This is a genomic window from Curtobacterium sp. MCPF17_046, assembly GCF_003224295.1.
Taxonomy (GTDB): domain Bacteria; phylum Actinomycetota; class Actinomycetes; order Actinomycetales; family Microbacteriaceae; genus Curtobacterium.
This window is the reverse complement of sequence record NZ_QKLB01000010.1, coordinates 83,978-110,423: the sequence shown is the minus strand read 5'-3', so window position 1 is coordinate 110,423 and position 26,446 is coordinate 83,978. Positions and strand designations below refer to the sequence as shown.

The 26,446-nt window shown below is 72.0% G+C and carries 21 protein-coding genes; 12 read left to right on the top strand and 9 right to left on the bottom strand.

The window, feature by feature from the left end; translation table 11 throughout:
• Nucleotide 1: 1 nt before the first annotated feature.
• The 5 genes from hrpA to DEJ32_RS10645 form a co-directional block, all read right to left on the bottom strand.
• Complete coding sequence (hrpA, locus tag DEJ32_RS10665; protein ID WP_110901290.1) at nucleotides 2-3,901, bottom strand: ATP-dependent RNA helicase HrpA; 3,900 nt, start codon at nucleotides 3,899-3,901, stop codon at nucleotides 2-4.
• 35 nt (nucleotides 3,902-3,936) lie between these two features.
• Entirely contained in the window at nucleotides 3,937-5,781 is a 1,845-nt protein-coding gene (locus tag DEJ32_RS10660) for a thioredoxin domain-containing protein (RefSeq protein WP_110901270.1), read from the bottom strand.
• Between the two features lie 67 nt (nucleotides 5,782-5,848).
• Nucleotides 5,849-6,916, bottom strand: coding sequence for an NAD(P)-dependent oxidoreductase (locus DEJ32_RS10655; protein WP_110901269.1), 1,068 nt, complete (start codon nucleotides 6,914-6,916; stop codon nucleotides 5,849-5,851).
• Nucleotides 6,917-6,970: 54 nt separating this feature from the next.
• Nucleotides 6,971-7,822, bottom strand: coding sequence for a sulfurtransferase (locus tag DEJ32_RS10650; RefSeq protein ID WP_110901268.1), 852 nt, complete (start codon nucleotides 7,820-7,822; stop codon nucleotides 6,971-6,973).
• 173 nt (nucleotides 7,823-7,995) lie between these two features.
• On the bottom strand, nucleotides 7,996-9,537 hold the full coding sequence (locus DEJ32_RS10645; RefSeq protein WP_110901267.1) for an MFS transporter: 1,542 nt from the start codon (nucleotides 9,535-9,537) through the stop codon (nucleotides 7,996-7,998).
• A gap of 159 nt (nucleotides 9,538-9,696) precedes the next feature.
• Here DEJ32_RS10645 and DEJ32_RS10640 point away from each other — a divergent pair, with 159 nt between their 5' ends.
• Complete coding sequence (locus DEJ32_RS10640) at nucleotides 9,697-10,374, top strand: TetR/AcrR family transcriptional regulator (protein ID WP_181420652.1); 678 nt, start codon at nucleotides 9,697-9,699, stop codon at nucleotides 10,372-10,374.
• Nucleotides 10,375-10,481: 107 nt separating this feature from the next.
• Here the strand turns inward: DEJ32_RS10640 and DEJ32_RS10635 are convergent, their stop codons facing one another.
• Nucleotides 10,482-12,113 (bottom strand): phospholipid carrier-dependent glycosyltransferase, encoded by a 1,632-nt coding sequence (locus tag DEJ32_RS10635; RefSeq protein WP_181420651.1) that lies wholly within the window; start codon nucleotides 12,111-12,113, stop codon nucleotides 10,482-10,484.
• Between the two features lie 78 nt (nucleotides 12,114-12,191).
• Between DEJ32_RS10635 and rsmI the strand changes: the two genes are divergently transcribed.
• The 5 genes from rsmI (at nucleotide 12,192) to DEJ32_RS10610 (ending at nucleotide 17,102) form a co-directional block, all read left to right on the top strand.
• On the top strand, nucleotides 12,192-13,013 hold the full coding sequence (rsmI, locus tag DEJ32_RS10630) for a 16S rRNA (cytidine(1402)-2'-O)-methyltransferase (RefSeq protein ID WP_110901264.1): 822 nt from the start codon (nucleotides 12,192-12,194) through the stop codon (nucleotides 13,011-13,013).
• A gap of 123 nt (nucleotides 13,014-13,136) precedes the next feature.
• The gene (gene metG, locus DEJ32_RS10625) at nucleotides 13,137-14,714 is read left to right on the top strand and encodes a methionine--tRNA ligase (protein ID WP_110901289.1); all 1,578 of its coding nucleotides are present in this window, start codon (nucleotides 13,137-13,139) and stop codon (nucleotides 14,712-14,714) included.
• On the top strand, nucleotides 14,711-15,634 hold the full coding sequence (locus tag DEJ32_RS10620) for a TatD family hydrolase (protein ID WP_110901263.1): 924 nt from the start codon (nucleotides 14,711-14,713) through the stop codon (nucleotides 15,632-15,634). Before metG ends, DEJ32_RS10620 begins: the two co-directional genes overlap by 4 nt.
• A 2-nt stretch (nucleotides 15,635-15,636) precedes the next feature.
• Entirely contained in the window at nucleotides 15,637-16,500 is an 864-nt protein-coding gene (gene rsmA / locus DEJ32_RS10615; protein ID WP_110901262.1) for a 16S rRNA (adenine(1518)-N(6)/adenine(1519)-N(6))-dimethyltransferase RsmA, read from the top strand.
• A 62-nt stretch (nucleotides 16,501-16,562) separates the two neighbouring features.
• Nucleotides 16,563-17,102 (top strand): hypothetical protein, encoded by a 540-nt coding sequence (locus DEJ32_RS10610; RefSeq protein WP_110901261.1) that lies wholly within the window; start codon nucleotides 16,563-16,565, stop codon nucleotides 17,100-17,102.
• A gap of 14 nt (nucleotides 17,103-17,116) precedes the next feature.
• On the opposite strand, the gene DEJ32_RS10605 is transcribed toward DEJ32_RS10610, so the two are convergent.
• Nucleotides 17,117-17,857: an SDR family oxidoreductase gene (locus tag DEJ32_RS10605; protein WP_110901288.1), complete on the bottom strand. Its 741-nt coding sequence runs from the start codon at nucleotides 17,855-17,857 to the stop codon at nucleotides 17,117-17,119.
• A gap of 101 nt (nucleotides 17,858-17,958) precedes the next feature.
• Here DEJ32_RS10605 and DEJ32_RS10600 point away from each other — a divergent pair, with 101 nt between their 5' ends.
• Nucleotides 17,959-18,801 carry a helix-turn-helix transcriptional regulator gene (locus DEJ32_RS10600; RefSeq protein ID WP_110825974.1) on the top strand — a complete coding sequence of 281 codons (843 nt, stop codon included), beginning with the start codon at nucleotides 17,959-17,961 and terminating at the stop codon, nucleotides 18,799-18,801.
• Nucleotides 18,802-18,874: 73 nt separating this feature from the next.
• Here the strand turns inward: DEJ32_RS10600 and DEJ32_RS10595 are convergent, their stop codons facing one another.
• Nucleotides 18,875-19,642: a DUF3800 domain-containing protein gene (locus DEJ32_RS10595; RefSeq protein WP_110901260.1), complete on the bottom strand. Its 768-nt coding sequence runs from the start codon at nucleotides 19,640-19,642 to the stop codon at nucleotides 18,875-18,877.
• Between the two features lie 100 nt (nucleotides 19,643-19,742).
• Between DEJ32_RS10595 and DEJ32_RS10590 the strand changes: the two genes are divergently transcribed.
• From DEJ32_RS10590 to DEJ32_RS10575, 4 genes are all read left to right on the top strand, one after another.
• Complete coding sequence (locus DEJ32_RS10590; RefSeq protein ID WP_110901259.1) at nucleotides 19,743-20,768, top strand: RimK family alpha-L-glutamate ligase; 1,026 nt, start codon at nucleotides 19,743-19,745, stop codon at nucleotides 20,766-20,768.
• A gap of 119 nt (nucleotides 20,769-20,887) precedes the next feature.
• Entirely contained in the window at nucleotides 20,888-21,934 is a 1,047-nt protein-coding gene (locus DEJ32_RS10585; RefSeq protein WP_110891232.1) for an LLM class flavin-dependent oxidoreductase, read from the top strand.
• A complete protein-coding gene (locus DEJ32_RS10580; protein WP_110901258.1) occupies nucleotides 21,934-23,232 on the top strand; it encodes an O-acetylhomoserine aminocarboxypropyltransferase/cysteine synthase family protein in 1,299 nt (432 codons plus the stop codon). The genes DEJ32_RS10585 and DEJ32_RS10580 overlap by 1 nt, the downstream gene beginning before the upstream one ends.
• A 47-nt stretch (nucleotides 23,233-23,279) precedes the next feature.
• Complete coding sequence (locus DEJ32_RS10575) at nucleotides 23,280-24,212, top strand: 4-(cytidine 5'-diphospho)-2-C-methyl-D-erythritol kinase (RefSeq protein WP_110825979.1); 933 nt, start codon at nucleotides 23,280-23,282, stop codon at nucleotides 24,210-24,212.
• Between the two features lie 30 nt (nucleotides 24,213-24,242).
• Here DEJ32_RS10575 and DEJ32_RS10570 read toward each other — a convergent pair whose 3' ends face one another.
• On the bottom strand, nucleotides 24,243-25,901 hold the full coding sequence (locus DEJ32_RS10570) for a glycosyltransferase family 39 protein (RefSeq protein ID WP_110901257.1): 1,659 nt from the start codon (nucleotides 25,899-25,901) through the stop codon (nucleotides 24,243-24,245).
• Nucleotides 25,902-26,009: 108 nt separating this feature from the next.
• On the opposite strand from DEJ32_RS10570, the gene DEJ32_RS10565 reads away from it, so the two are divergent.
• Nucleotides 26,010-26,420 (top strand): molybdopterin-binding protein, encoded by a 411-nt coding sequence (locus tag DEJ32_RS10565; protein WP_110825981.1) that lies wholly within the window; start codon nucleotides 26,010-26,012, stop codon nucleotides 26,418-26,420.
• Nucleotides 26,421-26,446: the final 26 nt, after the last annotated feature.

Below are 26,446 nucleotides of genomic sequence, written 5' to 3'. Positions count from 1 at the left end.
GTCAGCGTGAGGCCGCGGTGAGGGCCTTCGTGATCCGCTGCAGGGAGACGGTCTCGGCGGTGCCGAGCTCCTGCGCGAAGAGGCTGAGGCGGAACTCCTCGAGCATCCACCGGGCGTGCACGAGCTCCGGGTGCGACCCCACGACCGGTGGGAACGCGCCCCCGGCCTCGACGTAGCGATCGGTCGCGCCGGTGACCTCGCGCATCCACCCGGCGTCCCGGCCGGGGTTCTGCAGGAGCTTGGTCACCCGGGCCTCGATGCCCTGCAGGTACACGCGGATGCGCCGCAGCCGGTCGAGTCCGGCGACCGAGACGAACCCGGCGGACACCAAGCGTTCCATCTGCTGGCGCATGTCCGACAGGGCCGGCAGCAGCGCCATGTTCGTCGCCTGCTTCAGCGCCCGCTCGGCGTTCCGCTGCGCCGTCAGGACGGCCGCGACCTCGGACACGGCGGTGAACATCGTGTCGACGACCGTCGCGGAGACCGCATCCCGGACCTGCTCGAACGCTGCCCGGGTGAAGACGAGACCGTCCGGGTGGGTCCGGCGGATCCCGGCGTCGACCACGGCGGCCAGGACGTCGTCGAACAGCGCCGACGTGGACGGGTAGGGACTCGCGGCGAGGGCGAGCTTCTCCTGCGCGGTGAGGTGCTGCTGGATGTAGGAGACGGGGGACGGCACAGCGAGCATGACGAGTCGCCGCACCCCCGCGGGCATCTGGACGGCGCGGTCTCCCGGCGTCGCGAGGAGCTGCACGCCGACGGTTGCCTTCGGCCCGCTGCCCTCCTCGACGAGTGCCGGGTAGGCGCGGATGACCCCACCGGCCTGCTTCGTGTCGAGCACCTCGGGCAGGTCCTCGTCCGGCCAAGCGGTCAGGCCGGACCGTTCGATGCGGCGGCCCGAGCCGGCGTCCGCGACCCGGGACGAGCCTCCCGGCCGGCCCTGCCGCTGCGTGGCGGCGGCGACGCTCTGCTGCGTGCGGTCCTTGAGCTTGGTCTGCAGGGCGGCGAGGTCCTTGCCGGCCTCGACCCGGCGTCCGCGTTCGTCGACGACCGCGTACGTCGGCAACAGGTGCGCGGGCACCCGCGACATGTCGAAGTCGGACTCGGAGACGGGCACGTGCACGAGCCGCTGGATCGTCTTCGCCAGGGTCGCGCGGAAGCTCTCGGTCGGCGTCGTCGGGGCGTCGTCCGGCAGCTCGGCGACGATCTTCTCCGCCCAGTCCGCGGCCGGGACGACGTTCTTGCGGATCTGCTTCGGCAGCGCCTTGATGAGCGCGGTGACGAGTTCCTTCCGGAGCCCGCGGACCTGCCAGTCGAAGCCCTCTTCCCGCATGCGCGGCAGGACGGCGAGCGGCACCTGGACGCTCACGCCGTCGTCTTCGGCGCCGGGCTCGAAGCGGTAGCGGACGGCGAGGCGCTGGTCGCCGCTCCGCCACTGGGTCGGGTACTCGGCGTCGTCTTCAGCGGCGGATGCGGCGGACTCGTCGAGGAGGTCCTCGCGGCGCATCGTGAGGAGGTCGGGCTGGTCGCGGCGCGTCCTGCGCCACCAGCCTTCGAAGTCGCGGGTCGTGGCGACCTCGGCGGGGATGCGGGCGTCGTAGAACTCGACGACCGTCTCGTCGTCGAGCAGGATGTCCCGCCGTCGGGTCCGCTCCTCGAGCTGTTCGAGTTCACGCCGGAGCTTCCGGTTCGCGCGGTCGAACGCCTGCTGCGAATCCCATTCACCCTCGACCAGGGCGTGCCGGATGAACAGCTCCCGCGAGTGCACCGGGTCGATCCGGTTGTACTGCACCCGGCGTCGCTGGACGATCGGCACACCGAACAGCGTGACGCGCTCGAACGCCACGACCGCGCCCTGCTTCTTCTCCCAGTGCGGTTCGCCGTAGGTGCGCTTGAGCAGGTCACCCGCCAGGGGCTCCACCCACGCTGGGTCGATGCGTGCGACGGTCCGGGCGAACAGACGGCTGGTCTCGACGAGTTCGGCGGCCATCACCGCGTCCGGCTGCTTCTTCGCGAGCACGCTGCCCGGGAACACCACGAAGCGGGTGTTCCGCGAACCGAGGTAGTCGCGCTTCTCACGGTCGCGCAGGCCGATCTGGCTGAGGAGCCCGGCGAGCAACGCGCGGTGGACCGAGTCGGGGTCGTCCTTGCGCTCCTTGCCGACGTGGATCCCGACCTGCTTCGCCGCCCGCGAGAGCTGGCGGTACAGGTCCTGCCACTCGCGGATGCGGAGGTGGTTGAGGAACTCCGCCTTGCACATCCGGCGGAACGCGCTCGAGGACAGTTCCTCCTGCTTCTCCTCCAGGTGGTTCCAGAGGCCGAGCAGGGTCAGGAAGTCGCTGGTGGGGTCGGCGAAGCGCGCGTGCAGCTGGTCGGCCTGCGCGCGCTTCTCGAGTGGACGCTCACGCGGGTCCTGGATGCTCAGGGCCGAGACGATGGCGATGACCTCCCGGCCGACGCCCTGCCGGCTCGCCTCGAGCACCATCCGACCCAGGCGGGGGTCGATCGGCAGCCGCGTCAGCTGCTTGCCCGTCTTCGTGATGGCGCCGGCCGTGTCGACGGCGCGGAATTCGCGCAGCAGGTCGAGGCCGTCCTTCACGCCGCGCGAGTCCGGCGGCTGCAGGAACGGGAACGACTCGATGTCACCGAAGCCGAGGGAGATCATCTGCAGGATGACGGCGGCCAGGTTCGTCCTGAGGATCTCCGGGTCGGTGTACTCGGGACGACGGTCGAAGTCGTCCTCCGAGTACAGGCGGATCGCGATGCCCGCGCTCGTGCGGCCGGCTCGACCGGAGCGCTGGTTCGCGGACGCCTGCGAGATCGCCTCGATCGGCAGTCGCTGCACCTTGGCGCGGGGGGAGTACCGCGAGATGCGGGCCGTCCCGGTGTCGATGACGTACTTGATGCCGGGGACCGTCAGGGACGTCTCGGCGACGTTCGTCGCGAGCACCACCCGACGGCGGACGCCCGGCGTCGTCGAGCGCTGGAACACCCGGTGCTGGTCGGCTGCGGACAACCGCCCGTACAGCGGCAGGACCTCGGTTCCCGGGTAGTGCTTGCCCTCGATGGCGTCCTGGGCGTCGCGGATCTCGTTCTCGCCGGACAGGAACACGAGGACGTCGCCCGGGTCCTCGCGGGCGAGTTCGTCCAGCGCGTCCGTGATGCCCTGCAGCGGGTCCCGGTCATCGCCAGCCGTCGGGCTCCCGGTGCGGCCCGCGGCGCCGCCCTTCGACGTCGCCGGTCGGGTGCCGGCAGGACGCTCGTCGAACTCGTCCTCGTCCTCGTCGTCGCCAGCGGCGTCCTCGTCGGCGACGAGCGGCCGGTAGCGGATCTCCACCGGGTAGGTGCGCCCGGACACCTCGACGATCGGGGCGCCGCCGAAGTGCTGTGAGAACGACTCCGGGTCGATCGTGGCACTCGTGATGATGAGCTTGAGGTCGGGCCGGCGGGGGAGGAGTCGCTTGAGGTACCCGAGCAGGAAGTCGATGGTGAGGGACCGCTCGTGCGCCTCGTCGATGATGATCGTGTCGTACCGCTCGAGGTCCCGGTCGAAGTGGATCTCGTTCAGCAGGATGCCGTCGGTCATCAGCTTGATGCGGGTGTTCGCGCTCACCTTGTCGGTGAAGCGCACCTGGTACCCGACCAGGCCGCCCAGCTCACCGCCGAGCTCGTCGGCCACTCGCTCGGCGATCGTGCGCGCGGCGATGCGGCGGGGCTGCGTGTGGCCGATGTTCTCGCGTCCGAGTTCCAGGCAGATCTTCGGCAGCTGCGTCGTCTTGCCCGAACCCGTCGCCCCGGCCACGATGACGACCTGGTTGTCGCGGATCGCAGCGGCGATGTCGTCGCGCCGCTGCGAGACGGGCAGTTCCGGCGGGTACGTGATGACGGGGGGATTCGACATGAGCATTCCAGGATACCGCCCGGGCGGGTACACCATCAGACGAGTTGCGCCGCGAGCTCGTCGGCGGTGCGTGCCGGCAGGGCGCAGACGCGGTCGTGGCAGACGTAGGTCACGCCGTCCGCGGTGTCCCGTCCCTCCATGAGCGTGAACCCGGCTTCCGCCCACTCGGCCGCCTGCGCGCGCGTCAGCACCGCGGTGATCGTCCCGGGCCGACGTGTGGACCGGAGGGCGCGCAGCATCGCTGTCACCTCGGGCACCGACCGGTCGTCGGCGACGAGGACGACCTCGCGCGAGGGACGCTGCAGGGCGAGCGCGAGTCCGAGGGCGTCGGCGTGCCCGAGCGGGCGATCCACTCCGGTCCGCGCGCGGTCGGCGATGAGCCGTGCCGCAGCGGTCCGCCGATCGTCGTCCCCGGTCAGGGCGGCGAGGACCGCAGCCGCGCTCGCGAGCGCGACGGTCCCCGACCGGAGCGCGGTCTGCGGCTGCTCGCCGGTCGCCGTCCCGGCCGCGGCGAGGACCGGGTCGACCTCGAGTGCACCGGACAGGCCGTCGTCGACGAGCGTCCGGGCGATCGTCGCGTAGCGCAGCTCGCCCGTCGCGAGCGCGAGTTCGAGGAGCCCCTCGGCGAACAGCCCGAGGTCCTCCAGGGTCGGCGCCGCCGCCGACGTACCGGCACCCGAGCTCGAGCGGACGGTGACGTGCCCGTCCCGGAGGTGTGCGGCGATGACCGCGTCCGCCGCGGCACGAGCGAGGTCGATCATCTCGTCGTCCCCGCTTCGCGCTCCGGCTGACACCAATCCTCGGACCGCCAGGCCGTTCCACCCGGTCAGGACCTGGTCGTCGAGCGGTGGTGGCTCGAGCCGGGTGCGTTCGTCGAGGGGCAGGCGGTACCACTCGCCCTCCACCCGTCGACCGTCGATCGTCGACTCGCTGTCCTGGGCGGCGACGAACGCGCCGTCCGGCCGCCGGAGCGTGTCGCGCAGGAAGTCGGCGATGCCGCGGGCACGAGCGGGGTCGGCGACGGCGAGCAGCCCGGCGTTGTCGTAGAGCATCCGCTCGTAGTGCGGGACGGACCAGTCGCGGCGCGTGGCGTACCGGAAGACACCGCCGTCCGCGTCGGTCAGCTCCGACCCGGCGATGGCGCCCAGCGCGCGGCGGAGGAGACCGCCGGCCGGCTCGACCCCGTCGGCGGCGGCATCGCGGAGGAACTCCAACAGCGGCGCGTTCGGGAACTTCGGTGCACCCCCGAAGCCGCCGTACTCGGCGTCCTCCGCCCGCTCGAGGTCGGTCACGACCCCGCGGATCGCGTCGACGGACGGGAGGCCCGAGCCGGCTCCGTCGGTGTGCCCCGCCTGCGCGGAGGCCGCGTCCGCTTCCGCACCCTGCCGGATCGCCCGCGCGATGGCCGACGCGTTCGCGTCCACCTCCTGCCGACGGTCCCGCCATGCGTCGAGCACCGCGGCCGTGACCTGACGGAACGACGGGTGCTGCCCGACCGGCTGCGGCGGGTAGTAGGTGCCGGCGTAGAAGACCTGCGCATCCGGCGTCATGAAGACCGTCAGCGGCCAGCCCAGCTGCTCGGTGAAGGCGCTCGCGGCGGCCATCGCGCTCGCGTCGACGTCCGGGCGTTCCTCACGGTCGACCTTGACCGCGACGAAGTCCCGCCGCAGCAGCTCGCCGACCTCCGGGTCGGAGAAGCTCTCCCGGGCCATGACGTGGCACCAGTGGCAGGTGGCGTACCCGATCGAGACCAGGACGGGGACGCCCCGCTCGCGCGCCTCGGCGAACGCCTCGGCTCCCCACTCCCGCCAGTCCACCGGGTTGGTGGCGTGCTGGCGGAGGTACGGGCTGACCGCGGATCCGAGCCGGTTGTCGTTCATGCACCCAGCGTGCCCCGCCCGGCCTGTGTGGGCGGGCCTCCAGGCCGTCCCGTGGAGGGCGAGCCGCTCAGCCGAGCCCCAACGACAGCAGCGCGAGCGCCGCGTCCTCCGGCCCGTAGTCGAACATCCGGTCCCAGAACGGGTCGTCGGCCCACGGGACGTCGCCGTCCGCGGGGGTCCGGTGAGCGGTCTCGACGAGCCAGTCGACCTCCGACCGGACCGCCTCCGCGAACCGCGGCGGGACCCATCCGAGCGCCCGGGCCGCGGTCGTGTCGAGCACGGACGGGGACGGGGTGGACCACGGCGTGAGTCCGACGAACGCCGGTGCGTCCTCGCCGAGCAGGACCTCGTCGAACGTGTGCCCGAGGTGTCCGGCGACCGTGCGGACGATCTCGAGCGCGGTCGGGGCGGTCTCGTCCGCGACGTTGAGGATCCGGCGGTCCGGGGCCTCCGCGACCAGCCGGACGAGCGAGCCGATGCCGGACGCGGCCGTCGTGTGGTCGACGCTGCGCCCCTGGTCGGCGAGCAGGATCCGCTCCCGTCCGTCGAGGACCCGCCGCACCACGAACCACTCGCGGGGTCGTCCGATCCCGATGCCGTACACCCTGGACGGGCGGAGGACGGTGACCGGTGCGCCGTGGTCGAGCAGCACCTGCTCGGCCGCGACCTTCGCCGCGGCGTACCCGTCGCGGGAGGTCGGGTCGCCGTCGCCCGGCGCGATCGTCGGCTGGAGTTCCGTGACCGCGCCGCCGAACACGGGCTTGTCGACCGAGTTGGCGTGCCGCCCCTGTTCGTCGACGTAGACGGCCTTCGACGACACGAACACGGTCGAGCCGACGTCGTCCAGGAACGGCGCGAGCTGCAGGGCGTCGTCCCGGGTCACGCCGACGGTGTCGACGAGCAGGTCCGCCCCCGGCCGCAGCAGGTCCCGCAGCAGCGCGGTGTCCCGTCGGTCGCCGGGGCGGGCCAGCGCACCGGCGGCGACGAGGTCGTCGGCGACGGGACCGCCGTGCCGCGAGACGATCTCGACGGCCCAGTCGTCCCCACCCCGACCCGAGAGGTCGAGGAGTTCGCGGGCGACCTGGGACCCGATGCCGCCGGTCCCGCCGAGGACCACCGCGCGTCTGCTGCTCATGGCGCCAACGCTAGCCCCCGGGCCACGTCGGCTCGGCGGTGTCGACCGCTCCGGTCAGGAGGCGATCGGCTCCCGCCACCACTCGGCCAGCGACCCGTCGTACACGCGGACCTTCTCGTGCCCGAGCATCGTCAGGGCCAGGGCGTCCACGCACGACGCGCTCCCGACCCCGCAGTACGTCACGACCTCGTCCGCCGTCAGGACCGGTGCGAGCGCCTGTTCGAGTTCCGACCGACGGAGGAACGCGTTCGACTCGCCGAGGAGGTCCCGCACACGGATGGTCGTGGTGCCCGGGACGAGGGGCGGGTGGTCGTCACCGAGGTCCTCGGGGTCCGCGGCGAGGACGAGGGCCGCCGGCTCCGACCCGTCCACGGCGCGGAGCACGCGCGACCGGTCGGCCCACAGCGGGAGTTCCTCGCCCGCGACGAAGGCGTCGTCGTCCGCGGCACGCCGTGGGGTCCGCGAGAGTGCGCCGACGCGGACCGGCCGGCCCTCGTCGCGCCACTTCGCGAACCCGCCGTCGAGCACGGCGACCGTCCGGAAGCCGAAGGAGCGGAAGATCCACCAGAGCCGTGCTGACCACTCGCCGATGCCGTCGTCGTAGACCACGACCGTGGAGGCGCGGCTCACGCCGAGCGCGCGGGCTGCCTCCTCGAACCGCTCGGCTCCGGGACGGGTGAAGGGGAGTCCCGTGTCGGGCGAGGAGAACTCGTCGACGAGGTCGGCGTAGACGGCACCCGGTACGTGGCCGTGGCGCTCGTGGGCGTCGCGCGCCGAGTGCCACGACATGTCCAGGCCGCGGCCGTCCGTGTGCACCGACGCGTCGAGCACGAGCAGGTCGTCCGCACCGAGGTGGTCGGCGAGCCACTGCGTCGAGACGAGCGGCGAGGTCAGGACGGGGGCCATGCCCACACGGTAAACCAGACCCCTGACCCGCGACAGGGTGTGAGCAACGGGGCGACTTGTGCCGCGCGATCCGGCACGGACGGGACGACGCAGCACGGGACGGACACGGCACCGCGCGGTCGCGCGGTGCCGTGTCCGTCCCGTGGTGTCGTGCGACGCAGCGGCTCCGTCGCTCAGTGCGCAGCCGTCGGGATGCTGCCGGTCGTACCGGCCCCGGCCCGCTCGAGACGGGCGACACGGACGGACTGGCGGTTGATGAGCAGTCCGCTGGCGATCGCCACGACCACGAGCACCCCGGCCGAGATCGCGAAGGCGGCGTGGTAGCCGTCGAGCGTGGCCTGCGCCTGCTGGAGCGCCGTCGGAGCCGCGGTCAGCCCGGACAGGCTGCTCTCCACCACGTTCGCGAAGATCGTCGACAGCAGCGCGGTGCCGATCGAGCCACCGATCTGCTGCATGGTGTTCACCGTGGCCGACGCGACGCCGGCGTCCGACCGGGCGACCCCGGTCGTGGCGGTGTTCATGGCCGACGAGAAGATCGTCCCCATCCCGAGGCCGATGACGACGAGTGCCGGCAGGACGGTGCCCGCGTAGGAGCTGTCGAGGTCGGTGCGGAGGAGCAGCAGGAGCCCCGTCGCGGCGACGAGTGCCCCGGCGAAGATGAGCACCTTCGGGCCGACGCGGGGGAGCAGGCGACCGCCGATCTGCGTGGCGGAGATCATGATCGACAGCGGCATCGGCAGGAACGCCAGGCCGGTCTGCAGTGCCGAGAACCCGAGGGTCTGCTCGAGGTAGTAGGTCAGGAACAGGAAGACGCCGAACATGCCGATCGCGACGAGGCCGATCGCGACGAACGAACCACCGCGGTCGCGGTCGAGCACGACACGGAGCGGCAGCAGCGGGTGCGCGACCCGGGTCTCGATGACGACGAACGCGGCGATGAGCAGCACGCCGCCGACCAGCATGCCGATCGTGAGCGGGGCGTCCCAGCCGTTCGTCTCGGCGTTCGAGAAGCCGTAGACGACCCCGACGAGACCGGCGGTGATGGTGATGACGCCGGCGACGTCGATGCGCGGACGCTCGACCTTCGGCGGCTTCGCCATGAAGACGAGTGCGCCGATCACGCCGAGGACCGCGAAGACCACGTTGACGTAGAGGCACCAGCGCCACGACGCGTACTCGGTCAGGACGCCACCGAGCAGCAGGCCGATGGCGGCGCCGGACCCGGCGATCGACCCGAAGATGCCGAACGCGCGCCCGCGCTCCTTCGGGTCGCGGAAGGTGGTGGTCAGCATGCCGAGGGCGGACGGGGCGAGCAGCGCACCGAAGACGCCCTGCAGCGCGCGAGCGGCGACGAGCAGCCCGAACGAGTCCGCGAGCCCGCCGAGCACGGAGGCGACGGCGAACCCGACCAGGCCGATGATGAACGTGTTCTTCCGGCCGAACAGGTCGCCGAGACGACCACCGAGCAGGAGCAGTGAGCCGAACGCGAGCGAGTACGCCGTGACGATCCACTGGCGCTGGTCGGTGGCGAACCCGAGGTCCTCCTGCGCGGAGGGCAGGGCGATGTTCACGATGGTGGCGTCGAGGACGACCATGAGCTGGGCGAGCGCGATGACCGCCAGGGCGATCCAGCGGTGGTCGGTGCGGGCCGGGGTGGTGCCCGCGGTCGTCGGCGTCGCTCCTGTGGGAGCGGGCGCGGTCTGTTCTGCCGTCATGACAGCCTCCTTCTCGAAGGATGGAAGGGGAGGGGCGCGCGCCGTCGGGCGTCCCGGAGGAGGGTGAAGCGGATGCGCGGCATCCGCTTGTGGTCACTGTACATCGAAACGGAGCAACCGCATCCGCTTGTTCCCAGAGAGGTCGGTTACATTCGTTGTGTGAGCACCACCGGACCCGCAGCCGATCTCGATCGGCCTCTCGACCTCGACCGGCCCCTCCGTGCCGACGCGGCGCGGAACCGCGAACTGATCCTGCAGACGGCACGGAAGTGCTTCGCGGAGCGCGGCCTTTCGGTGACCCTGAACGACATCGCCCACGAGGCCGGGGTCGGGGTCGGCACCGTCTACCGACGTTTCGCCGACAAGGACTCCCTGATCGCGGCCCTGCTCAGCGCCAAGTTCGAGGCGCTGAACGCCGCGGCCGCGGCCGCTGCCGAGGAGACCGACCCCCGTGAGTCGCTCCGCCTGTACCTGATGGGCGTGTTCGCCTTCCGCGCCCGCGACCGAGCGCTCGCCGACGCGATCGTCCGCGCGGGCAAGGCCCGACCGTCGGTCATGCAGGAGCGGGACCGTCTCGAGCGGCAGGTCGCCGAGATCATCCGTCGTGCCCGCGAGGCCGGGGTCGTCCGGCCGGGCTTCGACGCCCGTGACCTGCCCATCCTCACGACGATGGTCGGTGCCGTGGCCGACGCGACCCGGAACCACGACCCGGACGCCTGGAAGCGCTACGCCCAGGTCCTCGTCGACGGCGTGCTGCCGCAGGCCCGGCAGGAACCGATGGTCGGCGTGCCGCTCGACCGCGACGCCCTCGAGCGGTCGATGCAGCCGCAGTCCTGACGGCGGCGTCCCACGTGCCTCCGCGGGCACGCGGATGCGACCGCGCGCCGCTGCGACGGCGCGTGCCTGCGACGGCGCGTGCCTGCGACGGCGTGATCGGCCGAGCGCTACAACCAGCTCGGCAGCCAGTAGTGCGAGCGGATGAAGTCCCACGGGACCTGCATCGCCGTCCACATCGGGTACCAGTACACCGACGCGAGGACCACGACCAGCAGGTACACGCCGAGCCCGAGCAGCGCCCGCGTCCGCCGTCGCCGCGGATCGTCCCGTGACCCGATCAGGTGCGCGATCGCCGCGGCCAGCGCCGTCACGAGGAACGGCTCGAAGGCGATCGTGTAGAACTGGAACACCGTCCGGTCCAGGTACATGAGCCAGGGCAGGTACCCCGCGCCGATGTTGATCAGGACGAGCCCGTACTCCCAGCGCCGACGCGTGACGAAGAGCACGAGCAGCACCACGGCGGCGATCACCGAGGCGTACCAGATGAAGGGGTTCGCGATCCCGGTCACGGCAGCGCCGCACCGGTCGAACCCGCAGCCGTCCTGGCCCGCGTTCGTGCCCTGGTAGTACATCGACGTGGGGCGTTGCATGACGAGCCACAGCAGCGGGTTCGCCTGGTACGAGTGCGGCGTGTGCAGGCCGATGTTGAAGGCGTAGATCTCGGACTGGTAGTGCCACCAGTTCTGCAGGCTGTCGGGCACCCACGCGAGCACGCCCGTCCAGCGCTGTCCGCCGCCGCCGATCCAGTCGCGGTCCCAGCCGCCCTTCGTCAGGAACCACCCGGACCACGAGGCCAGGTAGGTCACCGCGGCGACCGGCACGGTGAGCAGGAACGTGACCGGTGCCTGCTGCAGCGCCGCACTGGACGACCAGAACACCACGCCTGCCCGGCGTCGCAGCATCATGTCGCTGAGGACCGAGTACACCGCGAAGAACGCCAGGAAGTACATCCCGGTCCACTTCGTCGACGACGCCAGCCCGAGCGCGACGCCCATCGCGAGCAGCCACGGTCGCCACCACAGCACCGGGCCCCAGAGCGTGGCCCGTCCGGCCGCTGCCCGCCGGTCGGTCCACCGGTCGAGCTGGCGGGCGGACCAGCGCCGGTCGAGCAGGAGGGCGCCGAAGGCGAGGACGACGAAGAAGGTGACGATGCCGTCGAGCAGCGAGACCCGGGACATCACGATCGCCTGCCCGTCTACCGCCAGGAAGCCGCCGGCGAGCGTCCCGACGAGCGTCGAGCGGAACAAGGACCGCGCGATGACGGCGATGAGGAACACGGTCGCGATGCCGAGCACGGCGACCGTGAACCGCCACCCGAACGCGTTGTCCGGCCCGAACACCAGCATGCCGAGGCCGATGAGGTACTTGCCGAGCGGCGGGTGCGCGATGAACTCGGCGGCGCGGGAGTAGATGTCGGTCTGCCCGCTCGCGAACCGGTCGTCGGTGGTCGGCGCGCCCTCGTCGCTCGGGTTCGCCGGCCAGGTGCCCTCGTATCCGAGGTGCACGAGCGACCAGCTGTCCTTGACGTAGTACGTCTCGTCGAACACCAGGGAGTGCGGTCGCCCGAGGTCGACCAGGCGGAGCACCGCGGCCAGCACCGTCACCGCGATCGGGCCGCCCCAGCGCCAGGCGGCGACCCGCCAGCCGACGGACAGCGTGCGCGCCCACCAGTCGTCGAGCCGCGAGCCACGGGGGACGTCCGGCACGGTCTGCAGCGGGTCGGCCAGGTCCGTGGTCACGCGCAGCATCCTACGGAGGCCGCGCACGCGTCGGCTGCGCTGTCCACAGGTCGCAGGCGTGGCGACGACAATGGGGACGTGATCGTCCTCGCAGCAACCCCCATCGGCAACCTCGGTGACGCCTCCCGTCGACTCGTGGAGACGCTGTCGAACGCCTCCGTGGTCGCCGCCGAGGACACCCGGACCGCGATCCATCTCATGCGTGCCCTGGGCATCGAGAACCGACCGCGGCTCATCGCGCTGCACGAGCACAACGAACGGGAGCGCGCGGCCGAGGTCGTCGAGCTCGCACGCGAGGACGACGTCGTGGTGCTCACCGACGCGGGCATGCCGGCGATCAGCGACCCCGGGTTCCCGCTGGTCGAGGCCGCCGCGGCCGCCGGCGTCACCGTCACGGCCGTCCCCGGCCCGAGCGCCGTGCTCACCGCCCTCGCCCTCTCCGGGCTGCCGACCGACCGCTTCACGTTCGAGGGGTTCCCGACCCGGAAGGGCGGGGAGCGGCGTCGTGTCTTCGCGGCGCTCGCCGGGGAGCAGCGGACGATGGTCTTCTTCGAGTCCCCGCACCGGATCGCCGACACGCTCGGGGACATGGCCGCCGGCTTCGGTGTCGACCGGCGCGCCGCGGTCTGTCGTGAGCTCACGAAACTGCACGAGGAGGTCCGTCGCGGCACCCTCGCCGAGCTGACCGAGTGGGCGGCCGACGGGGTCCGCGGTGAGATCTGCGTCGTCGTCGCCGGGGCCACCGGGTCGGGGGAGGACGCCACGATCGAGGACGGTGTCCGCCTCGTGCTCGAGCGCGTGGCCGCGGGAGCGCGGATGAAGGAAGCCGCCGCCGCGGTCGCCGACGCGACCGGGCTGTCGAAGCGGGACCTCTACGAAGGCGCGCTCGCCGCGCGCTGAACCGACCGGGGCGGAGCCGGACGGGAGGCCCGTGGCGACGTCGCGACGAGCCTCCCGTCCGGTCATCCACAGGCGGCCGGGAGGCGCGTCACGCGGTTTCGAGTCGCCTCTAGGATGGTCCGCATGGCCGACGGCAGCTCGTTCTCGATCACCACGCCGATCTTCTACGTCAACGACGTGCCCCACATCGGGCACGCGTACACGGAGGTCGCCGCGGACGTCCTCGCGCGCTGGCACCGGCAGCGCGGCGACGACACCTGGCTGCTGACCGGCACCGACGAGCACGGGCAGAAGATCCTGCGGACCGCCTCGGCGAACGACGTCACACCGAAGGAGTGGGCCGACCGCCTCGTCACCGACGCGTGGAAGCCGCTGCTCGACACGGTGGACGTCGCCAACGACGACTTCATCCGGACGACGGACGAGCGGCACGAGCGGGGCGTGACGGCGTTCCTGCAGAAGCTGTACGACGACGGCTACATATACGCGGGCGAGTTCGAGGGCTTCTACTGCGTGGGGTGTGAGGAGTACAAGCAGCCGAGCGACCTCGTGCCCGGGACCGGTCCGTACGAGGGCCAGCAGGTCTGCGCGATCCACTCGATCCCGGTGGAGGTCCTGGCCGAGCGGAACTACTTCTTCCGCATGTCCGACTTCGAGCAGCGCCTGCTCGACCTCTACGAGTCGAACCCGCAGTTCATCCAGCCGGAGAGCGTCCGCAACGAGATCGTGTCGTTCGTCAAGCAGGGCCTGCGCGACCTGTCCATCTCGCGGTCGAGCTTCGACTGGGGCATCCAGATCCCCTGGGACTCGGACCACGTCCTCTACGTCTGGTTCGACGCGCTCCTCAACTACGTCACCGCACTCGGCTACGGCACGGAGGACGACGAGGCCTTCCAGCGTCTCTGGCCGAGCGTGCACATCGTGGGCAAGGACATCGCACGGTTCCACGCTGTCATCTGGCCCGCGATGCTCATGGCGGCCGGACTGCCGGTGCCGGAGCGCGTGTTCGGCCACGGGTGGCTGCTCGTCGGCGGCGAGAAGATGTCGAAGTCGAAGCTGACCGGCATCGCCCCGAGCGAGATCACCGACACGTTCGGGTCCGACGCGTTCCGCTACTACTTCCTGCGTGCCATCACCTTCGGGCAGGACGGCAACTTCAGCTGGGAGGACATCTCGGCGCGGTACCAGGCGGAGCTCGCGAACGGGTTCGGCAACCTGGCGTCCCGCATCGTCGCGATGCTGAACCGCTACTTCGACGGTGCCGTCCCCGAGCGCGGGGAGCTGACCGAGTCCGACGCTGCGATCGACGCCCTCGCGCAGGCCGTCACCGAGCGTGCCGACGCCGCGATCGAGGCCTTCGCGCCGCACGACGCGATCAGCACCGTCTGGGAGCTCGTGGACGCCCTCAACGGCTACATCACCGAGCAGGAGCCGTGGGCCCTCGCCAAGGACGAGGCGCAGCGTGCGCGGCTCGCGACCGTGCTCGTCACGGCGCTCCGCGGACTCGGGACCGTCACGGTCCTGGTGTCGCCGGTCATGCCGAAGGCCACCGAGAAGCTCTGGGCGTCGATCGGTGCCGGCGGGTCGATCGCCGAGCAGCGCGTCGACCGTGCCTGGGAGTGGCAGGGCTCCGAGACGGTGACGCCCCTCGCCGCCGGGCTGTTCCCGCGCATCGAGCAGCCGGAGCAGGGCGCCGCGTGACGGACGCGCACGTCCGCGCACGCGGTGGCGACGGTGGCCGGCAGAAGCGGGACCTGACGTACCCGCCGTTGCCGCAGGCCTTGGCGGTCCCGGTGTACGACAACCACACCCACATGGAGATCGCCGACGGCGTCGGTGACGGTGGGGACGGTCCGCTCGAGTACGGCGAGCACCTCGACCGCGCCGCGAACGTCGGTGTCCGCGGCGTGGTGCAGGTCGGGACCGACCTGGCCACCTCGCAGTGGTCCGCGTCGATCGCAGCCCGTGAGCCGCGCGTCCTCGCGGCGGTGGCCCTGCACCCGAACGAAGCGCCGGTGCTCGACGAGCAGGGGCTGTTGGACGAGCACCTGGCCGGCATCGAAGCGCTCGCGGGGCTGCCGCGCGTCCGGGCGATCGGCGAGACCGGACTCGACTTCTTCCGGACCGGGGACGACGGCCGAGCCGCCCAGGTCCGCTCGTTCGAGGAGCACATCCGGATCGCGAAGGAGTACGACCTCGCGCTGACGATCCACGACCGGGACGCCCACGACGCCGTGGTCGAGGTCCTCGAGCGCGTCGGCGCTCCGGAGCGGACGGTGTTCCACTGCTTCTCCGGCGGCACCGAACTCGCGCGGCTCTGCGCCGAACGCGGCTGGTACATGTCCTTCGCCGGGACGGTCACGTTCAAGAACGCGCAGAACCTGCGGGACGCCCTGCACGTGGCGCCGCGGCACCTCATCATGGTCGAGACCGACGCCCCGTTCCTCACACCGACGCCGTTCCGCGGCCGGCCGAACGCGCCGTACCTCATCCCGCTCACCGTGCGGTCGATGGCGGAGACCCTCGGCACCGACCCGTCGACGCTCGCCGAGCAGATCTCGTCCAACACCGAGCTCGTGTACGGCTCGTGGGGCGACGAGCCGACCACGGTGGGGGAGTAGTCATGGGTGCCCTCCTCGGTCCGGCGGAGATCCGCGACCTCGCGGCGACGCTCGACGTCACCCCCACCAAGAAGCTCGGCCAGAACTTCGTGCACGACGCCAACACCGTGCGACGCATCGTCTCGGTCGCGGGGGTGACGCCGGACTCCCGCGTGCTCGAGGTCGGTCCCGGGCTCGGTTCCCTGACGCTCGGGCTGACCGAGACCGGCGCTCCCGTGACCGCCGTCGAGATCGACGCCCGGCTCGCCGCGCACCTGCCGACCACCGTCGCCGCGATGCAGCCCGACGCCCGCCTCACGGTCGTCCACCAGGACGCACTGCAGGTGGCCGCCGCGGACCTGCCCGTGGCGCCGACGCACCTCGTCGCGAACCTGCCGTACAACGTCTCCGTGCCGGTGCTCCTGCACCTCCTCGCCACCTTCCCGTCCCTCGTCCGGTCGCTCGTCATGGTGCAGGCCGAGGTCGGCTACCGGCTCGCGGCGGACCCGGGCAGCAAGGTCTACGGGTCCCCGAGCGTCAAGGCCGCCTGGTACGGCTCGTGGCGGATCGCGGGGCAGGTCAGCCGCCAGGTGTTCTGGCCCGTGCCGAACGTGGACAGCGTGCTCGTCGGTTTCGACCGGCACGAACCGCCGGGGGACGAGCAGCTGCGGTCGCGGGTCTTCACCCTCGTCGACGCGGCGTTCCAGCAGCGGCGGAAGATGCTGCGGCAGGCACTGTCCGGCGTCCTCGGCGGCAGCGCCCGTGCGTCGGAGGTCCTCGAGGCGGCGGGCATCGCTCCGACCGCCCGCGGCGAGGAGCTCGGGGTGGACGACTTCGTGCGGCTCGGCCGGACCGTCCTCGCGGCCGCCGGCGGCGCCGCGTCCTGACCCCGCCACACATGGGCGGCCGTCCGGCGAAGGATCCGGTCCGCGCTGGGTACGCTCGCTCCATGACCGACGACGTCGTCCGCTCGCACGCACGGGGGATCCCCGCCGAGCGCGTGGTCGCGGCCACCGGTGCCGCGCCGGACGACTGGTACGACCGCCTCGACCGAGCCGACGGGCGCACCATCGGCCACACGGCCATCGCCGCCTGGCTCGTCGGTCAGGGCGTCGACCCCTGGTGGGCGCAGAGCGTCGCCGTCGGCTACGAGCAGTCCCGCGGCCTCCGTGTCCCCGGGCAGCGCTCCGACGGCACCTTCGCCGTCTCGGCCTCGCGGCAGGTCGACGGCGACCGGGAGGCGGTGCTCGACCGCGCGGTCGTCGTCGCGTCCGCCGCGTTCGGGCACGGGCCGACCTCGGAGCGCCGGGGTGGGAAGCGTCCCTCGGCCCGGTGGACGTCCGCCGACCGGGAGTCGGTGCTGCTCACGACGGAGGACGGCCCCCGCCCGGGCACCGTCCGGCTGTCCGCGACGCGTGAGCGTCTCACCGGGCCGGAGCGGATGCCCGAGGCGAAGGCCGGACTGCGGGACCTGCTCGCCGCGGTCTGAGCCGCAGGGCGGGCTCAGTGCTCGCGGCCCGCCATCATCTCGAGGATCTGCTGGTGGGTGCCGTCGCGTTCGGCCCACCGGAGCGGCTGGACGTTCTGCACGAGGACCTCCGACGTCCCGCCGGCCTCGACGATCGTCATCACCTCGTCGACGAAGGCGTCGAGGGGCATGCCACCGAAGTCCGCTCCGCCCATCAGGTCGGTCTGCACGGCCGGCGGAGCGAGTTCGAGCACCTCGACCGTGGTGCCGGCGAGCTGCTGTCGGAGTGCCTGCGTGTACGAGTGCACGCCGGCCTTGGTGGCGCTGTAGGTCGGGGTCGCGGTGAGCGGCACGAACGCGAGCCCCGACGACACCGTCATGACGGTGGCGGCCGGGCGGGTGAGCAGGTGCGGCAGGAACGCGTCGATCAGGCGGATCGTCCCGACCAGGTTCGTCTGGATCGTCTCGAGGGCGTCCTCGATGTGTCCGGGGTCGCGGAGGTCCTCGTTCCGCATGATGCCCGACATCGTCACGAGGGTGTCGAGTCCGGGGTGTGCGGCGAGGACCTGGTCGGCGGCCGCCCGGATCGAATCGGCATCGGCGACGTCGATCTGGACCGTGCCGAGGCCGTGCTCCTCGGCGAGGGAGTCGAGCAGGGCATGTCGGCGCCCGCCGATGACGACGGTGCTGCCCGCGGCCTGCAGGCGGAGCGCGAGCGCCAGGCCGATGCCCGAGGTCGCGCCGGGGATGAAGACGGTGCTGTTGGTGGTGTCCATGACGACCACGATGCCCGCGCTGTGTCGACGCATCCAGAGCCCGCACATCGGGGGACCGCCGGTCCCTGGTTCCCGGCCGCGCCGAGCAGCAGACTGGACGCATGGACCGTGCCGCCCTCGCCGACTTCCTGCGCCGCCGACGCGAGCTCCTGCGCCCGGAGGACGTCGGGCTCGGTGCCGGCGCTCGTCGACGCACCCCGGGCCTCCGTCGTGAGGAGGTCGCCGCGCTGGTCGGCATGTCGGTCGACTACTACACGCGCCTGGAGCAGCAGCGCGGACCGCAGCCGTCCGAGCAGATGGTGGCCGCGATCGCCCGTGCCCTCCGCTGCTCCCTCGACGAGCGAGACCACCTGTTCCACCTCGCGGGGCAGAACGCGCCGGTGCGCATGCACCGCGCCGACCACGTGGACCCGGCGATCCTCCGGGTGCTCGACCGGCTGACGGACACGCCGGCGATCGTCGTCAGCCACCTGGGGGAGACCCTCGTCGAGAACCGGCTCGCCGTGGCGCTCCTCGGCACGTCGGTCGGCCTGTCGGGCAACGACCGGTACCAGGCATGGCGGTGGTTCGTCACCGGCACCGAGCTCGACCGGTACGCACCGGAGCAGCACGAACGACTGGGGCGGGTCGTGGTGGCGTCACTGCGGGCGGCGGTCGGTCTCGCCGGACCCGGCGATCGTCGGGCGACCGAACTCGTCGCCGAACTCGAGCGGCGCAGTCCCGAGTTCGCCCGGCTGTGGGCGCTGCACGAGGTCGCCCTCCGCTGGTCGGACAACAAGACGATCATGCAGGCCGAGCTCGGTCGCATCACCGTCGACTGCCAGGTGCTGCACACGGACGACCAGGCACAGGCGCTCCTGCTCTTCACGGCACCGCCGGGGAGCGAGGACGCCCAGAAGCTCGAACTGCTCGGTGTCCTCGGCCAGCAGACCTTCGCCGGCTGACGGCCGGATCGACCTGTTCCGTCGATCTCGACAGGGCCTATGCTGAATGATATTGTGACATGGCAGGACGTCGTCAGACCTCCCGCACCCAGCCGACGCCCCGCCCTCGAGCGGGGCGTCGTGCGTCCGGGGGGCACCAGACGGCCTCCTCGACAGTGATCGACCGCACTGCCCGTACGATCCGGGCTGTGGCCCGCGCTGCGCGGTGGTCACGTTCCGGCACGGTCCTGTCCCGGTTCAGGAAGTACGTCGCGAAGTCGGCTGCTTGGAGCAGCCGGCTCTCGTGTGACGGGCCGAAGTAGAGCGTGTCGGCGATCCTGGTGAGCGGACCCGCTGTCCATCCGGAGGACGCGCCCGTCTTGACGTCCCGCAGGCTGCGCCGGGCGCCGTCGGCGGCGTGGTGGTCGTCGGCGAGCACGAGTCCGAGTTGCTCACTCGGGTCAGCTCCTTCCAGGTGCTCATCGACCGCTTCGAGCACGTGTGCGAGCGTCAGAAGGTGTACCGGACGGGCGTCCGCGACGGGATGAGCGCGGTGTGCACGGAGGTCGATGCCCCGGAACACGAAACTGGCCGTCGACCGGGCGAGCACAGTCGCCGTCGACATGCAGGCCCGCACTCGCACTTGCGGCGGGACGCACCCCCAACCGCTCTTGCCGTGGAACATCTCGACGGCGTGGAACTCGGTCTCCGGGTCGAACCCCGGCACTGACCGCGCGACGTCCGTCGCCGCCGCGTCCAACCCGTCCTCGATCGTCCGGAGCGCTGCCGCGTCGACGATGAGCGCGCCGAAGAAGTAGTAGCGGTCATCACGAGCGGATTCGTCGATGAAGATGAGACGCATCAAGCCAGGATACTGATGTACCAGTGCAGCGATGCGCCGCAGCCGCAACACCACGTCACACACCTGGCAGCCCCCACACGTGCGTGCCTAGGGTGGGGCGGTGAGCACTCCGCGCGTGACCGTCATCCACGAGAACCCCGAGTGGTTCCCGCCGCTCGCCGCTGCCTTCGAGGCCGAGGGCGTCCCGGTGCGGGAGCTCCTGCTGACCGAGGGGCAGATCGACCTCGGCGCCGAACCGGAGCCCGGTGTGTACTGGAGCCGCATGTCGGCGAGCTCGCACACACGCGGGCACGAGCACAGCAAGGAGTACACCCGCGCGGTGCTCGGCTGGCTCGAACGAGCGGGTCGCCAGGTCGTCGGTGGCAGCCACGTGCTCGAGCTCGAGGTCTCGAAGGTCGCCCAGCACGGGCTCCTGCAGCGGGCCGGGTTCGACGTGCCCCGCACCACCGCGGTGTTCGGTACGGCGACGCTCAAGCAGGCGGCCGCGGACTTCACGGGCGGCCAGGACGGCCCGTTCATCACGAAGCACAACCAGGGCGGCAAGGGCCTCGGCGTCCGGCGCTTCGACTCGCTCGCCGAGTTCGACGCCTACGTCGACAGCCCGGAGTTCGAGGAGCCGGTGGACGGCATCACGCTGCTGCAGGAGTACCTGACCGCCCGTGAGCCGTTCATCACCCGCGTCGAGTTCGTGGGCGGCGAGTTCGTCTACGCCGTCCGCGTCGACACGAGTGCGGGCAGCTTCGAGCTCTGCCCCGCCGACGCATGCGAGGTCCCGCAGGCCAAGTGGGACCAGCAGAGGGCCGGCGCGGTGTGCGAGGTCCCCGGCACGGAGACCGCAGGAGCGCCCCCGGCGTTCAGCGTCCGGACCGAGGTGACCGCGGAGCACCCGCTCGTGCAGCAGCTCCGCACGTTCCTCGCCGACCAGCGGATCACGATCGCCGGCGTCGAGTTCATGGAGACGACCGACGGTCGGACGGTCGTCTACGACATCAACACGAACACGAACTACAACCCCGCCGTCGAGGAGGCCGCACCGGCCTCGGGCCCGCGGTCGATCGCCCGCTACCTCGGCGGGCTGCTCGACGGGGAGTACGCCACGGCCGCCGCACCGGCGGCGCACGCCTGACCGGCGACACGACACCGCCGCACCACACGGCACCGCCTGACCCACCCACCGGTCTGGAGGCCCGGCTCGCCACCGGAACCGAGCCTCCAGACCGTCATCTCCACCAGCAAGGAACCCCCGTGCGATTCGGATACTGGACCCCGCTCTTCGGCGGCTGGCTGCGCAACGTCGACGACGAGCAGATGCCGGTCACGTTCGACTACGTGAAGCTCCTGGCGCAGCGCGCCGAGCGGATCGGGTTCGACCTGACGCTCGTGCCGGAGCTCAACCTCAACGACATCAAGGGCGTCGCAGCGCCGAGCCTGGAGGCGTGGGCGCTCGCGGCGGCGATCGCGGCGACGACCGAGCGCCTCGAGATCATGGCGGCGATGCGGCCCGGATACCACCTGCCCGCGGTGACGGCGAAGCAGGCGGCGACGATCGACGACATCTCCGGCGGCCGGTTCACCTTCAACGTCGTGAGCGCCTGGTGGGCGGAAGAGGCCCGTCAGTACGGCGGCATCTTCTCCGAGCACGACGACCGCTACAAGCGCACGGCGGAGTTCGTCGAGATCATGAAGGGGTTGTGGCGGGAGACCCCGTACAGCTTCTCCGGCGAGTACTACGAGATCGAGAACGCCCACCTCGAGCCGAAGCCCCGCGTCACCCCGCGCATCTACGCCGGCGGTGAGAGCGAGGCCGGCAAGGCGAGCATCACGCACTACGCCGACGCCTACGTCACCCACGGCGGCACCGTCGAGGAGCTCCGCACGAAGATCGCCGAGATGCGCCGGCGCCGCGAGGACGCCGGGCTCCCGCCGTTCGAGGCGTTCGGCATGGCCGCGTACGCGATCGTGCGCGACACCGAGGAGGAAGCGCAGGCCGAGCTCGCGCGCATCACCGACGTGCAGCACGGCAAGGCGTACGAGTCGTACCAGGACTTCATCTCGAAGTCGCAGCTCGAGCACGTGCCGTCGCTCGAGGACTACTCGGTGTCGAACCGGGGCCTGCGCCCGCAGTTCGTCGGGACGCCGGAGCAGGTCGCCGCACGGATCCGCGAGTACGAGGAGGCGGGTGTGGACACCCTGCTCCTGCAGTTCTCGCCGCAGCTCGAGGAGATGGAGCGCTTCGGCGAGCAGGTCATCCCGCTCGTGCGCGCGTCCGTCCCCGTGGAGACGGTGTCCTGATGGCCGCCGAGGACGACTGGGCGTTCGAGACCCGGCAGATCCGCGCCGGGTTCAAGGCCGACCCGGGCTTCGGCGGGAACGTGCCGCCGATCGCGCAGACCGCCGCCTTCGTCTACCCGTCGGGGGAGGACGCCGCCGACCGGTTCCTGCTCAACGCACCCGGGCACACGTACTCCCGCGTGAACAACCCGTCGGCCGCGGCGCTGGAACGGCGGATCGCCGACCTGGAGGGCGGGGTCGCCGCGCTCGCGCTCGCGTCCGGGCAGGCGGCCACGTCGCTCGCCGTGCTCGGGCTCGCCCGTGCCGGGGACCACATCGTGTCGAGCGCGTCGCTCTACGGCGCGACGTACACGCTCTTCGCGTCGACGCTCCGTGACCTCGGCATCGCGTTCACGTTCGTGCAGGACCCGACGGACCTGGACGAGTGGGCCGCGGCCGTCCGACCCGAGACGCGCGCGTTCTTCGGCGAGTCCATCCCGAACCCGCGCGGGGACGTCCTCGACTTCGCCGGGGTGGCGGGTGTCGCGCACGAGGCCGGCGTCCCGCTCATCGTCGACAACACCATCGCGACGCCGTACCTGGTCCGGCCGATCGAGCACGGCGCGGACATCGTCGTGCACTCCGCGACGAAGTACCTCGCCGGGCACGGCAGCGCCATCGCCGGACTCATCGTCGACAGCGGCAACTTCGACTGGGCCGCACACCCGGACGAGTACCCGCAGCTGACGACGACCGAGCACTCGGGCTTCTCGGGTACGAACTTCGCGGAGAAGTTCGGGCGCCGCGCGTTCATCCAGCGCACCCGCTCGAAGCTCTCCGCCGACCTCGGCCCGGCGATCGCCCCGTTCAACGCCTTCCTGGTGCTGCAGGGCATCCAGACGCTGTCGCTCCGCATGGACCGGCACATGTCGAACGCCGCGACGGTCGCGTCCTGGCTCGATGCGCACGACCAGGTCGAGCACGTGCACTACGCCGGCCTGCCGAGCTCCCCGTGGCACCACCTGCAGCAGCGGTACGTGCCGAAGGGGCCGTCGAGCGTCCTCGCGTTCGACCTTGCCGGCGGGGTCGAGGCCGGGCGGCGCTTCGTGTCCGCGCTCGAGCTCTTCGACCACGTGTCGAACATCGGTGACGTCCGTTCCCTCGTCGTGCACCCGGCGTCGACGACCCACGTGCAGATGACCCCGTCCGAGCGGGCCGCGGCGGGCGTCGGCGAGGGGCTCATCCGGCTGTCCATCGGCCTCGAACACGTCGACGACGTCATCGCGGACCTGGAGCGCGGCTTCGCCGCTGCGGCGTGAGCCGTCGGACGGCGGGTGGACCGGCGGGACGGGGATAGGTTGGTCGCATGACGTCGATGCCTGCTCCCGGTCGGGTGCGGACGCGCGCGCCGGGCAAGATCAACGTCCACCTGTCGGTCGGCGCCCTGCAGGACGACGGGTACCACGACGTCGCCACCGCGTACCAGGCGGTGTCCCTGTACGAGGACGTCACCGCCGAGCGTGCCGACGACTTCTCCGTCCGCTTCACCGGGCCGATCGACTCGTCCTCGGTGCCGACGGACGACACCAACCTGGCGCTCCGGGCCGCACGGCTCGTCGCCCGGACCGCCGGACACCGCGGCGGTGTGCGTCTGACGATCGACAAGCAGGTGCCCGTCGCCGGTGGGATGGGCGGCGGCTCGGCTGACGCCGCCGCGACCCTGTTGGCGGTCGACACGCTCTGGGGCACCGGACTCGGACGCGACGAACTGCTGCGGCTGGCCGCCGAACTCGGGGCCGACGTCCCCTTCGCCTTCGCCGGCGGGACCGCCGTCGGGACGGGTCGTGGCGACGAGCTCAGCCCGGCGCTGGCGAAGGGCGAGTTCCACTGGGTGCTCGCACTGAGCGACACCGGGCTCTCCACGCCGTCGGTGTACCGCGCGCTCGACGAGCACCGGGAGCGCTACCGGGCCGACATCTCCCCGGCCCCGCGGACGCCCGTCGTCGAGGCGCACGTGCTCCAGGCGCTCCGGGCGGGCGACGCCGAACTCCTCGCCGAGAACCTGCACAACGACCTGCAGGCCCCGGCCATGCGCCTGCAGCCGGGCCTGGCCGACACGCTCGAGCTCGGGGAGCGCTCCGGCGCCCTGGCCGGTCTCGTGTCCGGCAGTGGTCCCACCGTGGCCTTCCTGGTGCCCGACCGTGACGCCGCGCTCGAGGTCCAGGTCGCACTGAGCGCCTCGGGGCGCGTGGCACTCCGCGCGACCGGTCCCGTGCACGGCGCCCGCGTCCTGCACTGACCCGCTGCCCGCACGGGCAGCGACGCGGGGTCAGGAGCGGACGAACTCCGACATGATGACCTTGCCGGTCTGCCAGTTGTGCGCGACGTGGAAGCCCTGCTCCTCGAGCACCGCCTTGAGCTCGGGCCGGATGGTGCGGGAGGTGCCGCCGACGTACCAGACGGTGTCGATGTCGCCGAGACGGGACGGGACGGTCGTCGCGAGGTCGCCGTTCGTGTTCCAGAGGACGCCCTCGTCGGCCCCGTCGGTCGCGACGGCCAGGTCGGTCAGCCCGGAGAACGCGTCCGGGTAGGACACCCGGATGACCTCGGCGGTCGTCGTCGGGTGGCGGTAGACGCTGCCGAACACGACGCCCTCGTTGGCGCTCGGGCGGGCGGCGCGCTCCGCGCTGATGATCGCGGCGGCATGCGCCCAGGTGGACGCCTGCTTCGCCTCGGGGCCCTTGACGGACACGGCCGTGGGGACCGACAGGACCACGAGCACCGCGACGGCGGCGGCGAGCAGCGCCTTCGGCCGGACCGCGGTGAGCGCGACGGCGACGAGGAGCGCGACGAACGGCAGGCTGAGGGTCGCGTACTTCGGCGAGTACAGGCGCTCACCGAGTGCCGTCGCGACGAGGAGCACGGAGGTGGGGACGACGACGAGCGGCAGCGCCACCCGCACGGTCTGCGCCCGGAACAGGGCGCGTGCGGACGGCACCCGGCGGTGCACCTGCACGAGGGCGAGCCCGACGCCGACGACCATGAGGGACCAGATGACGGCCGCGTACGGGTCGGACGCGCCGAACCAGGCGGTCGACCACACCTGCCCGAGGGTGTCGCGGCTGATGTCCTTGATCCAGCCGACCTGCTTCGCCTGCGAGGACACGACGACCACGAACGGCGCGACCACGGCGGCGGCGATGCCGGCGGCGACGGCCCAGCGGACGAGCACCCGACCGGTGACGAGCGGCGGCCCGGGCGTGCGGCCGTCCCGGGTGACCACGGCCGTTCGCAGCGCGTGCCGTTCGGCCACGAGGGTCCAGGCGAGCGCGACGGCGTGGGCGAGGACCGCGAGCGCCAGGTAGACGTTGCAGAGCACCGCGACGACGGCGAGCACCCCGTAGGCGACCCACCACCCGGTGGCCCGGGGCGCGCGTGACCGGGTGCGGCGGAGGGCCGTGACGCCCACGAGTGTCAGGCAGACCGACAGCGTCGTGATGGTGGCGTAGGGACGCCCCTCGGTCCCCGCCCACTGCACGCGGGGGAGGAGCAGGAAGACGATGCCCGCCGTGATCCCGAGCCGTCGTCCGCCGAGGCGCCGACCGAGGGCGACGACGAGTCCCGCGGCGACCCCGATCGCGAGCGCACTCGGCAGGCGCAACGTGAACGGGGTGTACCCGACGAGCCAGAACCAGACGTGCATCAGGGCGTAGTACAGACCGTGCACGGCGTCGACGGTGTGGAGCTCCGCGAAGAGCTGCGCCCAGGACCGCTGGGCACTGGTGACGGTCGCCGCCTCGTCGTACCAGACGGACGGGACCCACGAGGCTGCCGCGGCGACGACGACGCCCACCGCGCCGATCGTGAGTTCCGGCACCCGGACCGCTGCCGTCGCGGCGGCGGAGACGGCCCCGCGGACGCCGGCACGCACCGGTACCCGGCGGACCGCGTGCGGGACGCCGATGCTGCCGGTACGGGGGGAACTCACGCCCAGCACGGTACCGAGCGCCGCTGGACGGGAACCCGGTGTCGGGCCCTGCGAGACGGTGAGTGTCCACAAGTCGTGCCGGGTCGTCCCCGGTCTAGGGTCGTCGTCATGACGCAGCTCCGCATCCGTGACGCCGCGACCTACCTGGGCATCAGCGACGACACCGTGCGGCGGCTCGTCGAGGGCGGCACGTTCACGAGGGCGACCGACCCCGCGGGCAGGGCCGTGGTCGACGGACGGGAACTCGCCGAGTACGCCTCGTCGCGCGGCGACCAGCTCGCCGATCCGTCGGGCGTCCGGAGCTCCGCACGCAACCGGTTCGTCGGCATCGTGACGGGCCTGGTCGTCGACACGGTGATGGCCCAGGTCGAGCTGCAGTGCGGACCGCACCGGGTGGTGTCGCTGATGAGTGCCGAGGCGGTCCGGGAGCTCGGGCTCGAGGTCGGGTCCGTCGCGGTCGCCTCGGTCAAGGCCACGATGGTGACGGTCGAGGCCGCGAGCCCGGAGACGGACGCGTGAGCACGACACCGGACACGAGCACGGAC